We start from the raw sequence: 12,557 nt of genomic DNA on the forward strand, positions 1-12,557 counted from the left end.
TCCGCCGGGCCGGCGCGCACGATAGCGCGGCACAGCCCCGCCTCTTTAACCGAGATCCCGCATGCATCCCACCCTGAACATCGCCGTCAAGGCCGCCCGCCGCGCTGCGACCGTCATCAACCGCGCTTCCACGCAGCTCGACCTGCTGACGGTGCAGAGCAAGACGCCCAACGACTTCGTCACCGAAGTCGACCGCGCTGCCGAGCAGGCGATCATCGACGTGCTGCGCGAGGCCTTCCCGGGGCACGGGATTCTAGCAGAGGAGTCCGGCGAGTCGGGCCCCGAGAGCGAGTACAACTGGATCATCGATCCGCTCGACGGCACCACCAACTTCATCCATGGTTTTCCGCAATACGCGGTGTCGATCGCACAGACCAGGAACGGCGTGCTCGAACATGCGGTGATCTACGATCCGAACACCAACGAGATGTTCACCGCCTCGCGCGGCGGCGGCGCCTTCCTCAACGACCGCCGCATCCGCGTGTCGCGCCGCACCCGCCTCAACGAAGCGCTGATCGGCACCGGCTTCCCCTTCCGCCAGTTCGACAACGTCGATGCCTATCTGGCGATGTTCAAGGAACTGACGCAGAAGACCGCCGGCATCCGCCGCCCCGGTGCGGCCTCGCTCGACCTGGCCTACGTCGCCTGCGGCCGTCTCGACGGCTTCTGGGAAATGGGCCTGTCGCCGTGGGACATGGCGGCCGGCGTGCTGCTGATCCAGGAAGCCGGCGGCCTGGTGTCCGACCTGTCGGGCGAAGCCGGCTTCATGACCACCGGCAACGTCGTCGCCGGCACGCCGAAGGTCTTCGGCCAGTTGCTGCCGGTCATCCAGGCCTACCGCCCGGCCAACATGCAGGCCTGACTCTCCCTGCCCCGCCGCCGGGTCCCGCCCGGCGGCTACCTGGGGGATTCGGCGAGGCGATCGAGCATCGCGCGGATGGCGCGAATCTGGCCGCCGTCTCGCGTCGCGTATTCCGGCCCGGTATAGCCCCACCAGTCCCAGCAGCCCTTCGGGTTGTACACCCAGCGCAAGGACCAGAAGGCCAGGCCGCTGCGCGCCGCTGCCTGCGGATACAGGACGATGATCCGGTTGCCATCGGCCCACTCGTTGTAGCCTGCCGTATCGACGAAACGCCGGCCGATCTGGCCCTCGGTCTGGCGGCAGCCGTGCAGCGCCACATGCAGCCGGCAGCCGCCCTCGCGGCAGGCCTGCGGCACATAGACGTAGCCCTGATCCGCCATACTCAGCTCGAACGGTGCGATGCCGGTGTATTCGCTCTGGTCGAAGGCGACCACTTCGCCTGCCGGGCGCTCCACGCGCGGCGCCAGCGGTCCGTACAGCTGTGTCAGCAGTTCGCCGGCTGCATCCAGTTCGCCGCAACGGTTGATGAAAGGCGGCGCCGAGGTCTCGCAGGCATTCGCCGCCGGATCGGCCACCGAGATCATCGCGTGCCCGGCATTGTCGTGCTGCACGTACTGCACCGCGTCCTGCGGCAGGCGGCTGCGGTAGAAGGCCACCAATCCATCGACCACCGGCCGCTCGACCGTGCGGTCCCCGCCGCCGGAGAACACCCACACCTTGTCGTCCGCCAGCCCTGCCGGGTCGTCGATGCGGCCGGCGCGGGCACGCGCCTGGATACGTGAGTCGGTGTCGCGCGCAGAGGGCACGCTGGCCGGCGTAGACGGCTCCATGCAGTTGCCGAGCGCGCGCCACATGCTGCCCTGGGCGCACTCGTAGGGACCACCGGCGATCACGCCCGCCCCTTTCACCAGTTGCGAATGTGCGACCTGCAGTTGCACCGCCATGTAGGCACCGGACGAAATCCCCGACACCGTCACCGCATTCGCGTCGGCGCCCAGCGCCGGCAAGGGCGGAGCGGCCTGCACGCTGAAAACGATCAGGCAATGGATCGCACTCCCGAACAGCATGGAACGAAAGAACCTGCTCCCCATTCACCACCTCCATCGTCAAAAACAATCGGCATGAAACGGCTCCGTGACGAGCCGACGCTCGCGGAAGTGTGCCTCCACGGCTCGCGGCAGTCCATGCATACGGCAACAAAGTTCTAGCCATTTCAATAGAAATTCTTATCTCGACATTCGGCATTCCCGCACTACGATCAGAGTGTGGCTTTTTGACCCACATCGGGACCTCCTCGGCTTCCTCTCGCACGACATCCCGGTATCCATCCTGCAACAGGCAGGAATGATCCGTTCGTCGCAGCACCGTTTCGCAAGCTCACGCCGGCTCAAAGGGGAGAACAGCTTGGCTTCGCACCACGGAATCCTCGCGGTACTGCAGGCGCTGCGCGAACGCCTGGCGATTCGCATGGCGGTGCGGCTGGGCGGCAACCCCCAGGTCGAGATCCTGGGTTCGCACACGCTGGCCGGTACGCCGCAGCCGAACACCGATACGCTGGGGCTGTACCTGCACCGCATTTCGGTCGACCCTTTCAGCCGCAACCGCCACCTGCCCGCCGTCGAGGGCCGCCGCCTGCCGCGCCCCGAGCTGCCGGTGAACCTGCACCTGCTGCTGATCGCGTGGTGCACACATACCGAACAGGAAATCGAATACCTCTCCACGGCGATCCGCATCGTCGGCGGCGGCCTGCCGCTGACGAGCGGCGACCTCAGTCTTGCCGATCCCTCGTGGGGCGACGAGGACAGCGTGCAGGTGATGCCCGAGGAAATGAGCACCGAAGACCTGATGCGGCTGTGGGACAGCCTGCCGGGCGACTACCGCCTGTCGGCGCCCTATCTGGTCAAGACGGTGCGCCTCGCCCCCGACATCGACCCCGCCGAAGGCCCGCCGGTGCGCACGCTGGTGTTCCCGATGGACGACGGAGCGCGCACGCGATGATCGCCGAGACCCTCGTGCTGCATGCCAGCGACTTCATCGAATGGGTGGACGCCAGCGGCCCGCAGGCCGTCGCGCGCCGCACGCTGCCGGCGCAGGACCTCGACGTGCGCCTCACCCAGGCGCCGCCGGATCTGAAGCTGATCCACAAGACGGCCGGCACCGTGCTGTGGCGGCGGGAACCCGAGGGAATGCGCCTGGTGATCGATGGCGAGGCAGGGCCGGCCGAGCTGGCCCCGCCCGACGAGGCGCTGTACCCGCTCGCCGGCGAGGTGCGCGACCGCGCCGGAATCTTCCTGCCGCGGCGCTTCGCGTTCGACGCCGGAAGGCGCGAAGGGCGCCGCCTGGGGCTGTTCCGCTCGCCGCTGGGGACGCGCTTCGGGCGAGCCGGCGGCCTGTACGGGCGCACGCTGCGCGAAGACGGCACGCCGGTGCCGTGGGTACTGCTGACATTGCGCGTGGCCCCGCCGCTCGCCGAACCGCTCGACTTCATCGCGCAGAGCGACGCGCACGGCGAGTTCCGCCTGTCGCTGGAGCGCCTGCCCTCGCTGACCAGGGATGCGCCGGCAGAAACCTACCCCGCCACGCTGACGCTGCGTGCCGCCGCCGATGGCACGGATCCCGACACGCTGCCCGCCGCGCAGGTACGCGGCACGGGCAGCGGCAACGCCGCATTCAAGACCGAACTCACGGTGGACCTTGCGCCGGGGCGCATCGCCACCCTTGCCAGCCCGGGACGGGATGCCCTCGTCCTGCGGCTTCCCTGAACGCCCGACAAGCGCAACGCCCGCGAAGGAGAAGCGACATGCCCGAGTACCTTGCACCTGGCGTCTTCGTCGAGGAGACGAGTTTCCGCAACAAGTCCATCGAGGGCGTCGGCACCAGCGTCGCGGCGCTGGTCGGGCCGACCCGCAGCGGCCCGCTGCGCGGCCTGCCGGAAGTGCTGACCAGCTATGCGGAGTTCGAGCGCATCTACGGCGACGCGCAGGATCTGGCCATCGGCACGGCTGGCGCCGCGGTGCCCAACTACACCGCGCATGCGGCGCGGGCCTTCTTCGACAACGGCGGCAAGCAGCTTTTCGTCGTGCGCGTGGCGGCCGACGGAACCCAGCCCAGGGCCGCAAGCACCCGGCAGAACGCGGATGACACGGAGGATGTCGACGACACCGAAACCCCCGAACCTCCCGAACCTCCCGAGAACCCTGAGCCTCCCGAGCCGCCCGAAGACGCGGAGGACACCGACGACGCGGAAAGCGCGGCAGGCATCGTGAGCTTCTTCAGCCGCTTCCCCGGCAAGGCCGGCGAATACACGCTGGAGCTGCGCTGGCGCGACGCCGCCCTGCGCCACTTCGATCTGGACGTGCGCAGCGGCGGCAAGGACGGCGAAGTCATATACACCTACGGGGAACTGTCCATCGCCGCTGACGGCCCCGGCAGTCTTGCCGCGGCTCTTCCGGCCGAGCCCGAGCGCCGAGCCGAAGCGCTGAGTTCGCCGATCGCAGCCTCCATCGAGCCGACGGACGCAAGCGAGGAACAGATCCGGAGCGCCTTGATCGCGCTGTGCGATTCTGCCGCCATCACCCCCCCGGCCAATTCGCTCGATGGCCCACGCTACCTGATCACCCTCGCAGGCGGTTCGGACGGCGGCGAGCCCACGGCCATCGACTACGCCGGCAAGACCGACGAAGTCAGGGGCAGCACCGGCCTGAAGGCGCTCGAAGACATCGAGGACGTGTCCATCGTCATGACGCCCGCCGCGGCCGCCTCCCCCGAGGACGTGCACAAGGCCGTCGTGCTGGAAGTGCAGAAGCATTGCCGCCGCATGCGCTATCGCATCGGCGTCGTCGATTCGCGCAAGGACCAGAGCATCGGCGAAGTGCGCGCCTTCGCCGGCAACTTCGACGACTCCCGCCTCGCCCTCTACTACCCCTGGGTCGTCACCCCCAACCCGGCTCCTGATCCGGCCGGCACGCGGCGCGACATCGCCGTGCCGCCTTCGGGCTTCATCGCCGGCATCTACTCGCGCACCGACGTGGACCGCGGCGTGCACAAGGCGCCGGCCAACGAGGTCGTGCTCGGCGCGCTGCGCTTCGACCAGCAGATCAACGCCTTCCAGCAGGAGCTGCTCAACCCCAACGGCATCAACGTGCTGCGCTCCTTCGCCGGGCGCGGCCACCGCGTGTGGGGCGGGCGCACGCTGGCCAGCGATCCCGAATGGAAGTACGTGAATGTGCGGCGCTACTTCCTCTACCTGGAACGCTCGATCGAGAAATCCACCCAGTGGGCCGTGTTCGAGCCGAACGGCGAGGCGCTGTGGGCCAACATCCGCTCCAGCGTCGAGGACTTCCTGTTCTCCGAATGGCGCAACGGCCGGCTGCTCGGCGGCACGCCCAAGGAAGCCTATTTCGTGCGCTGCGACCGCTCGACGATGACGCAGAACGACATCGACAACGGCCGCATGGTGTGCCTCGTCGGCGTCGCCGCGCTGAAGCCCGCCGAATTCGTGATCTTCCGCATCGGCCAGAAGACCGCCGACGCCTGAAAACCGGAGAACAGAGTCATGGCCACTTTCCGTGAAACCCCCTACTCGGCGTTCAATTTCCTCGTCGATCTCGAACCCGGCCAGGGCAGCGAGGTGCGCGCCGGCTTCTCCGAAGTGTCGGGCCTCAATGCCGAAGTCACGATCGCCGAATACCGCGCCGGCAACGACCGCGTGAACTACGTGCGCAAGGTGCCGGGCATCCACAAGGCCGGCGACGTCACCCTCAAGCGCGGCGTGATCGGCGCGCAGAACCTCTACGAGTGGCTGGAGCTGGGCCGTACCGGGAAGATTTCCGAAGCCAAGCGCGACATCGCCATCAAGCTGCAGTCCGAGGACCGCAGCGAAACCGTGCTGACCTGGAAGCTGCGCGGCGCGATCCCGATCAAATGGACAGGGCCGACGCTGACCGCCAAGGGCGGCGGCGACGTCGCCATCGAGGAACTGGTGCTGTCGGTCGAGACCATCGAACAGGAATGAAGCCGTGCTGCTCGCCGACCGCCGCATCGAACTGGACGCCCGCCCCGAACCGGGGCGGCTCGCGCCCGTCGAAGTCGTGATGATCGGCCACTGCCCGTCGCCCGACGGCGGCGCGCAGTGGCAGCGGCTCGCGCGCGACGCCGTCGTGCTGGCGGACATCGAGGCGCTGGGCTTCGCCAGGCAGGTCGAGCGGCTGCGCCAGCTCTTCGACGAACCGGAACTGGCCGCTGCGGACGATGCCGACCTGCTCGCGCTGTACCGGCTGCCGATCCCGATCCGCTCGCTCGGCCATTTCCAGGCCCTGTTCCCGTTCGCCTTCGATACCGGCACCGGCTATCGCAGCACCCTTGCCGGGCGCACGGCCTGGCTGCCGCTGGCGGTGCAGGACTTCTTCGCCGGCGGCGGCCCCAGCAATGCCGATGCCGGCATACCCGACACCCGCACGCTGTGGATCATCCGCGTGCCCGAGCGCGACGGCATCCACGCCTTCCTGCCGCGCCCCGGCGCCGACCTGGCCGGGCCGGACACGCTGGGCGCCTTCGAGCACGCGCTGCTGGTGCCGCGCGCCGGCATCGTCGCGCTGCCCGACCTGGAACGCCTGCTGGTGCCCGCCGCGCTGCCCGACGTGCCGCGCCTGCGGCTCGCCAATCCCGCCCCCGTGTTCCTGCCCTGCGGCACCGAGATCGACGACACCCACCGCGAACGCCGCAACCCGGACGAGATGCCGGCCGCGGGCGAAACCGCCGACGCCTACCGGATCGTCGCCGGCATCGCGCGCACGCTGGCGCGGCTGCGGCCGGACCTGCAGTGCCTGCTCGCGCTGCCGCTCGACTCGCGGCCCGAGGACGAACTGCCCGCGCCTGCGGCCGCATTCCTCGATCGGCTGCGCGGCAGGCCCGCCCCCGACGCGACGGACGACGAGAACGTGAAAGACGGCGCGGAGTTCCGCCGGCTGCGCCACCTGCAGTTCGTCTGGCCCTATCTGCGCGGCGACGACCGCGCACTCGGTTCGCCCTGCGGGCTCGTCGCCGGCATGCAGGCGCGCGTCGCCCAGCGCTTCGGCGCCTGGCGCTCGATCGGCGGACGCCCGCTGCCCGGCATGCTGCAGCCCTGGCCGCCGGTCACGCAGCAGCGCGCGGCCGATCTGCGGGACGACCCGGGCGTCACGGTGCTGCTGATGCGCGCCGGAAAACTGCAGGTGGACGACGAAGCGCTGTGCGCGCCCTGCCTGCCCGCTGCCGACCTCGACCGCATGAACGCCGCCACCCGCGCCCTGGGCCACTGGTACTCGGCCGAGGCGATGCGCTTCATGGGCTGGCTGCGGCGCGAACTGCGCACGCTGGGCGAACGGCTGGCGTTCGACGTCGATCCGCGCGATCCGCGGGTGGAGATCGCGCTGCACGCCTTCTTCGGCCGGCTGCATGCGGCCGGCGCGCTGCGCGGCGCGAGCCCAGAGGACGCCTGCCGCATCCGGCAACTGCCGCAGGCCGAATCGACGCTCGCGTTCGAGATCGAAGCCGCCCTCGCCTATCCGCTGGACCGGATACGCATCACCTTCCTGCAGGACCGCCACGCCAGCGGGGCGGACACACGCATCGAGGCGCTCGATGGCTGAGCATGCCGAATTCATCCCTTTCCGCTTCCACGTCGCGCTGTACGACGGCGAGGGCGGCAGCCTGCTGTGCGAAGGCGCCTTCAGCGAAGTCAGCGGGCTGGAAGCGACGATGGCGCCGAAGGCACTGAAGGAAGGCGGGCGCAACTGGGGCGAAGTGCAGCTCGCCGGCCCGACGACCTTCGCCCCCATCGTCCTCAAGCGCGGCATCACCGCGGTCGCCGACCTGTGGCGCTGGTTCGACGTCTCCACCCGGCAGGCCAACCACGCGCTGCGCATGAACGGCACCATCGACGTGTTCCACCCCGAAAGGCCGGACGCGCCGCTGCTGCGCTGGCGCATCACCAACGCGCTGCCGACCAGGTTCAAGGGCCCGGATCTCTCCTCGACCGCCAGCCAGGTCGCCATCGAGGAGCTGCAGCTCGTGCATGAAGGCCTGGAACTGGAACACGTCTGAGGAGACCGCCCATGCCCGCCATGCAGATCGCCCGCGCCAAGCTGATCCCGATGAACGGCGATCAGGTCGAGACCGACGAGAGCAAGCACATCGACGTGCAGTTCAACCCGGCGACGCTGCGCGTGACGCTGTCGAACACGCTGAAGGCCGACAACAAGGGCGGCAGCGGCGCGGCGGCGCAGTATGTGGACAAGAGCGAATCCACGCTCGCGGTGGAACTGGTGTTCGACACCAGCGTCACCGCCGCACTGGGCACGGACAAGCGCGAGACGGTGGCCGCCAACACCGATGTCCGCACGCTCACCAAGCGCATCGCCGAAGCCTTCATGAAACCGCAGGATGCCGAATCGGAGCGCCCCAAGGCGCCCACGCGCTGCCGCTTCCAGTGGGGCAGCTTCCAGTTCACCGGCATGCTGTCGAGCTATTCCGAGACGCTCGACTTCTTCGCCCCGGAAGGCATTCCGCTGCGCGCGACGCTGGCGCTGACCTTCAAGGAAGACCGCTACCAGTTCGCGCTCGACCCGTCGGTGCAGGCCGCCGCCCGTCCCGGCTTCGCGGCCGGCGGCCAGAGCGCCGCGGGCGCGGCGCAAGCGGCCGGACGGAACCCGCGCGACTGGCGCGGCGTGGCCGACCTCAACGCCCTCGACAACCCGCGCTTCGCATCGCCGGGCGCGCTGCTGATTCCATTCGGAGGCCAATGATGCCGGTGATCATCGACGAGTTGCTGGCCGAGATCCAGCCCGAACCCAGCCCCGCGCAGGGTACGGGCGCCGACGCCCGCCCGCCCGAAGGCCAGCCGGGCGAAACGCTGTTCGATCTGCTCGCCATCGCGCGCGAGCGGGAGGCCCGCCTTGTCATCGACTGATGCCGCCCTCGTCAGCGCCCGTCCGCGCCTCAGCATCGACGGCAGCGTGCTCGCCGCGCTGGGCCAGGCGGCGGCCGCGCTGTCGGTGCGTCTGCCGGCCAGCGGCATGGCGAGCGCCGAGCTGCGGCTGATCAACTGGCTGCCGAACAGCGGCGGCACGGCGGATTTCGGCTTCCAGTACCTGCGCCTGGGCAGCCGGCTGGACATCGTGCTCGGCGAGACCGCGCGCAGCGCCATCTTCTCCGGCGACATCACCGCGCTGGAAGAGCGCTACGGCGACGGCGCGCCCCAGCTCGTGATCCTCGCCGAGGACGCCCTGCACAAGCTCGCGCGCAGCCGCGCCAGCCGCGTGTTCGAGAACCAGGGCCTGGACGCGGTCGTGCGCGCGATCGCCAGCGATGCCGGCCTGCAGGCCGACGTCAGCATCGACGCCGGCAGCGCCGACTGGCTGCAGCACAACGAAAGCCATCTCGCCTTCCTGCTGCGCATGCTGGGGCCGCACGACATTCCGCTGCGCCTGCAGGACGGCCGCCTGCGCGCGCGCGCCGAAGAGGCCGACGCCAGCCCGGTGCATCTCGACCCCGGCACCAACGCCCGCCGCGTCCGCATCATCGCCGACCTCAACCGCCAGCCGCGCGAAGTGCTGGCCGACGGCTACAACCTGGCCGACGATGCCGCGGCCAGCGGCAGCAGTGCCGCGCTCGCCCCCGCGCCCTCCGGCCGCACCGCCGCGGCGACGCTGGCCGAGCTCGGCTGGGACGGCCGCTCGCCGCGCGCCCACCCTTTCCCGCGCTCGCAGGCCGAGGCCGATTCCCTCGCCCGCGGCGCCTTCCGCCGCGACGCCCAACGCTTCCTGCACGGCGAGATCGTGTGCACCGGCACGCCGGAACTGCGTGCCGGGCGCGAAGTGGAGCTGGCCGGCGTGTCGCCGCGGCTGGCCGGCCGCTACCGCGTCACCGAATGCTGGCACCACTTCGACAACACCCAGGGCCTGTCCACCCGGCTGCGCGTCGAACGTCCGGACTGGAATCCATGAGCACACATCACAGCCCCGGCTCCCTGCACGAGCTGCACCTCGGTGTGGTGCTCGACAACGCCGATCCGGAACAGCGCGGCCGCGTCAAGCTGCGCCTGCCGGCAAGCGGCCTGGAAACCTGGGCGGCGGTGATGGTGCCGGGCGCCGGCAGCGGCTACGGCGTCAGCCTGCTACCGCGCGTGGACGAACAGGTCGTCGTCGCCTTCGTCAGCCCGGACCTGCCCATCGTGCTCGGAGCGGTGTGGAGCGGCGGCGGCAGCCAGCCGGGCGATGCCGAGCCGGTGGAAGAACGCTACTTCATCCAGAGCCCGGCCGGCATCAAGGTGCTGCTGGACGACCAGGAACCCAGGGTCCGCATCGAAACGCCGGCCGGCAACCACCTCACGATCACCGACCAGGGCGGCGGCAAGGTCACGGTCGAGCAAGGCGGCGAAAAGGTCGAGATGTCGCCCGGCAGCATCAAGGTGAGCAGCGCCGGCGAGGTCAAGATCGAGGCCGCGCAGCTCACGGTGTCGGCCGGCATGGTCAAGGTCGATGCCGGGCTGAGCAAGTTTTCCGGTGTCGTGCAGTGCGACACCCTGATCAGCAACTCGGTGGTGTCGGCGAGCTACACGCCGGGAGCGGGGAACATATGGTGACCACCGTCGAAGACGCGCTGTTGGCCGAACAATCCCGGCGCGCACCGAAATTCTCCGCCAGCGCGGGCACGCACCCGCCGCGCGTGGCCGCGCCCTTCTTCGCCGGCGCCGGCGACGGCCCGACGCTGCACCGCTATCTGGACGACGATTTCGTCGCCCGCTTCCTCAACGACGCCCACGCCGGCCGCCTCGCCGGCATGGCGGCGCAGCCCTGGTTCGGCGCCGACCGCTTCGGCCGCTTCAAGAACGAGCCGACGCTGCGCCTGCCGATGCACCGCAGTTTCTACGTCGTCTGCGCCGAAGTGCAGTGCGCGATCCCCGGCGCGCCGGCCTTCGACCCGAACAAGATCCTCGGCGCCGGCATGGTGGTGCGCCGCATGCCCGCCGACGGCCCGCCGCAGCGCTGGATGATCGCCGACGGCCAGCCGCTGGGCTGGCGCGGCGGTCCGATCCCGGACCACGACCCGGACGACGTGCACCGCCTCACCGCCCGCGGCCTGCTGCCGCAGCGCTTCCCCGAGCCGCCCTATTCGGGCGAAGAGGTCACGCCGCTGCACCCGCTGCTGGTGCGCCGCCGCGACGCCCGCGGCATCGTGCGCAGCCACACGCTGCTGTGGGGCTACCTGCCGCTCGGCGGCAGCGCGCGCGAAGCCGCCGACACGCCGCTGCCGCAGGCCAGCGGCGACCAGGCGCCCGACTTCGGCCTCGAACACGCCTGGCCGCTCGGCAGCCGGGGGGAGAAGGCGTGGAGCGCAGACGACGGGCAGCTCGTCACGAACGGCATCGCGACCGCCGGCTTCATCGAACTGTTGCAGACGCTGATCGCGCAGTTTCAGGTTCACGACGCCGCCGACGCCGACAACGCCGGACTGCGCGCGCTGCTCGGCAGCTTGCGCTTCCACACGCTGGAATGGCGCATCGTCGACGACAGCCTGATACCTCGGCCCGTTCAGGTGTCCGGCGAGACGGTACTCGCATGGCTGGACCGGAGTGCGCCAGGCCTGATCACGCTCTTCGCACGGATTGCCCGCCACGACGCCATACCCGGCTCGGCTGCCCTGCCCGCCGGCGGCAACCAGACGCGCAACGACCATCTCGCCATCTCCGAACAGCAGGCCGCCGACCTGCGCAGCCTCGTCGCGCTGCGCCTGGCCCGCGCCCAGGTGCGCTTCGACGACGGCCTGGCGCTGCCGCGCTACGGCCAGACCGACGGCGACCGCTTCGTCGCCCTGCCCTTCGTGCGCTGGGCCGACGACTGCGGCTGCGAGCGCGTCGCCTGGGGGCCGGCGAGCCGGATGTTCCGCGTCGCCTCGCCCTTCGACCCGGAGGCGCAGCGCCCGACCACGATCGTGCTGCCTTCGCTCGACGACTTCAAACGCGGCCTGCCGCGCGGCGTCGCGCTGCTCACATCGAAATCGCTCGCCGACGTGATGCGCAGGATCCAGCCCGGCATCGACATGAAGGAAGGCGGCCCGGGCAACCGTTCGGGCAGTTGCTGGAGCTTCGGCTTCAGCCTGCCGGCGATCACGCTGTGCGCGATGCTGCTGCTGATGGTCGTCATCAACCTGCTGAATCTCTTTCTCGGCTGGCTGCCATGGGTCTTCATCGCCCTGCCCCGGCTGTGCCTGAAAGCGCTGAAAGGAAAATGAAGATGCCGACGCCGGAATCCCTGCTGACGAGCTTCCCGCTGCTGAGCGGCCTCGGCGCCGACGGCCGCCCCGCGTGGCGCCGCGGCAACGCCAGCGTGCGCGAAGTGATGCTCAACATCCTGCTGACGGGGCCGGGCGAGCGGCTGATGCGCCCGGAGTTCGGCGCCGGCATCCGCAACTTCATCCACTACCCCAACAACGAGACCACGCGCGCCCTGATCGCGGACGCCGCCCGGCGCGCGCTGGCGCGCTGGGAGCCGCGCGTCGGCATCGACGAGGTGCGCGTCGTGCCCGACGGCGAACGCCTCTCCCACGTCACTCTGGAAGTGCGCTACCGGCTGCTGGCCGACGGCCGCCGCGAGACCTTCGCGCTCGCACTGGAACTGGGCTGAGGCAGATGAAGACCACGACGCAATGACAGGGA

At 70.1% G+C, this 12,557-nt stretch carries 14 protein-coding genes; 13 read left to right on the plus strand and 1 reads right to left on the minus strand.

The genetic code is table 11. The features are described from left to right. Window positions 1-61: 61 nt before the first annotated feature. Window positions 62-862 carry an inositol monophosphatase family protein gene (locus TBU01S_RS10770; RefSeq protein WP_068636649.1) on the plus strand — a complete coding sequence of 267 codons (801 nt, stop codon included), beginning with the start codon at window positions 62-64 and terminating at the stop codon, window positions 860-862. Between the two features lie 35 nt (window positions 863-897). Here the strand turns inward: TBU01S_RS10770 and TBU01S_RS10775 are convergent, their stop codons facing one another. Then, window positions 898-1,929: an extracellular catalytic domain type 2 short-chain-length polyhydroxyalkanoate depolymerase gene (locus TBU01S_RS10775; RefSeq protein ID WP_245650896.1), complete on the minus strand. Its 1,032-nt coding sequence runs from the start codon at window positions 1,927-1,929 to the stop codon at window positions 898-900. 337 nt (window positions 1,930-2,266) lie between these two features. On the opposite strand from TBU01S_RS10775, the gene TBU01S_RS10780 reads away from it, so the two are divergent. Genes TBU01S_RS10780 through TBU01S_RS10830 form a run of 12 tightly spaced genes read left to right on the plus strand, consistent with a single transcriptional unit; the run spans window position 2,267 to window position 12,525 of the window. Further along, a complete protein-coding gene (locus tag TBU01S_RS10780; RefSeq protein WP_068636691.1) occupies window positions 2,267-2,860 on the plus strand; it encodes a Pvc16 family protein in 594 nt (197 codons plus the stop codon). Further along, window positions 2,857-3,624 carry a hypothetical protein gene (locus TBU01S_RS10785; protein ID WP_068636651.1) on the plus strand — a complete coding sequence of 256 codons (768 nt, stop codon included), beginning with the start codon at window positions 2,857-2,859 and terminating at the stop codon, window positions 3,622-3,624. Before TBU01S_RS10780 ends, TBU01S_RS10785 begins: the two co-directional genes overlap by 4 nt. Window positions 3,625-3,662: 38 nt before the next feature. Next, window positions 3,663-5,399 (plus strand): phage tail sheath family protein, encoded by a 1,737-nt coding sequence (locus TBU01S_RS10790; RefSeq protein ID WP_068636652.1) that lies wholly within the window; start codon window positions 3,663-3,665, stop codon window positions 5,397-5,399. Window positions 5,400-5,417: 18 nt separating this feature from the next. Then, entirely contained in the window at window positions 5,418-5,876 is a 459-nt protein-coding gene (locus TBU01S_RS10795; protein ID WP_068636653.1) for a phage tail protein, read from the plus strand. Between the two features lie 4 nt (window positions 5,877-5,880). Beyond that, window positions 5,881-7,491, plus strand: coding sequence for a hypothetical protein (locus tag TBU01S_RS10800; RefSeq protein WP_068636654.1), 1,611 nt, complete (start codon window positions 5,881-5,883; stop codon window positions 7,489-7,491). Next, the gene (locus TBU01S_RS10805) at window positions 7,484-7,945 is read left to right on the plus strand and encodes a phage tail protein (RefSeq protein ID WP_068636655.1); all 462 of its coding nucleotides are present in this window, start codon (window positions 7,484-7,486) and stop codon (window positions 7,943-7,945) included. Before TBU01S_RS10800 ends, TBU01S_RS10805 begins: the two co-directional genes overlap by 8 nt. A gap of 11 nt (window positions 7,946-7,956) precedes the next feature. Then, window positions 7,957-8,646 carry a CIS tube protein gene (locus TBU01S_RS10810; RefSeq protein WP_068636656.1) on the plus strand — a complete coding sequence of 230 codons (690 nt, stop codon included), beginning with the start codon at window positions 7,957-7,959 and terminating at the stop codon, window positions 8,644-8,646. Then, a complete protein-coding gene (locus TBU01S_RS23845; protein WP_157659126.1) occupies window positions 8,643-8,810 on the plus strand; it encodes a hypothetical protein in 168 nt (55 codons plus the stop codon). The genes TBU01S_RS10810 and TBU01S_RS23845 overlap by 4 nt, the downstream gene beginning before the upstream one ends. Then, window positions 8,797-9,846 (plus strand): phage late control D family protein, encoded by a 1,050-nt coding sequence (locus TBU01S_RS10815; protein WP_068636657.1) that lies wholly within the window; start codon window positions 8,797-8,799, stop codon window positions 9,844-9,846. The genes TBU01S_RS23845 and TBU01S_RS10815 overlap by 14 nt, the downstream gene beginning before the upstream one ends. Further along, window positions 9,843-10,484, plus strand: a complete 642-nt coding sequence (locus tag TBU01S_RS10820; RefSeq protein ID WP_068636658.1) for a phage baseplate assembly protein V — start codon at window positions 9,843-9,845, stop codon at window positions 10,482-10,484. The genes TBU01S_RS10815 and TBU01S_RS10820 overlap by 4 nt, the downstream gene beginning before the upstream one ends. Beyond that, the gene (locus TBU01S_RS10825) at window positions 10,478-12,133 is read left to right on the plus strand and encodes a hypothetical protein (protein ID WP_174524528.1); all 1,656 of its coding nucleotides are present in this window, start codon (window positions 10,478-10,480) and stop codon (window positions 12,131-12,133) included. Before TBU01S_RS10820 ends, TBU01S_RS10825 begins: the two co-directional genes overlap by 7 nt. Then, window positions 12,130-12,525: a GPW/gp25 family protein gene (locus TBU01S_RS10830; protein ID WP_068636659.1), complete on the plus strand. Its 396-nt coding sequence runs from the start codon at window positions 12,130-12,132 to the stop codon at window positions 12,523-12,525. The genes TBU01S_RS10825 and TBU01S_RS10830 overlap by 4 nt, the downstream gene beginning before the upstream one ends. Window positions 12,526-12,557 lie beyond the last annotated feature (32 nt).

Source organism: Thauera butanivorans NBRC 103042 (assembly GCF_001591165.1).
GTDB lineage: Bacteria > Pseudomonadota > Gammaproteobacteria > Burkholderiales > Rhodocyclaceae > Thauera > Thauera butanivorans.

What these genes read in the sequence shown, in the direction of transcription:
- TBU01S_RS10805 (WP_068636655.1), top strand. Translation starts at nt 7,484, where the DNA reads ATGGCTGAGCATGCCGAATTCATCCCTTTCCGCTTCCACGTCGCGCTG.
- TBU01S_RS10810 (WP_068636656.1), top strand. Translation starts at nt 7,957, where the DNA reads ATGCCCGCCATGCAGATCGCCCGCGCCAAGCTGATCCCGATGAACGGC.
- TBU01S_RS10770 (WP_068636649.1), top strand. Translation starts at nt 62, where the DNA reads ATGCATCCCACCCTGAACATCGCCGTCAAGGCCGCCCGCCGCGCTGCG.
- TBU01S_RS23845 (WP_157659126.1), top strand. Translation starts at nt 8,643, where the DNA reads ATGATGCCGGTGATCATCGACGAGTTGCTGGCCGAGATCCAGCCCGAA.
- TBU01S_RS10820 (WP_068636658.1), top strand. Translation starts at nt 9,843, where the DNA reads ATGAGCACACATCACAGCCCCGGCTCCCTGCACGAGCTGCACCTCGGT.
- TBU01S_RS10795 (WP_068636653.1), top strand. Translation starts at nt 5,418, where the DNA reads ATGGCCACTTTCCGTGAAACCCCCTACTCGGCGTTCAATTTCCTCGTC.
- TBU01S_RS10830 (WP_068636659.1), top strand. Translation starts at nt 12,130, where the DNA reads ATGAAGATGCCGACGCCGGAATCCCTGCTGACGAGCTTCCCGCTGCTG.
- TBU01S_RS10785 (WP_068636651.1), top strand. Translation starts at nt 2,857, where the DNA reads ATGATCGCCGAGACCCTCGTGCTGCATGCCAGCGACTTCATCGAATGG.
- TBU01S_RS10775 (WP_245650896.1), bottom strand. Translation starts at nt 1,929, where the DNA reads ATGCTGTTCGGGAGTGCGATCCATTGCCTGATCGTTTTCAGCGTGCAG.
- TBU01S_RS10825 (WP_174524528.1), top strand. Translation starts at nt 10,478, where the DNA reads ATGGTGACCACCGTCGAAGACGCGCTGTTGGCCGAACAATCCCGGCGC.
- TBU01S_RS10790 (WP_068636652.1), top strand. Translation starts at nt 3,663, where the DNA reads ATGCCCGAGTACCTTGCACCTGGCGTCTTCGTCGAGGAGACGAGTTTC.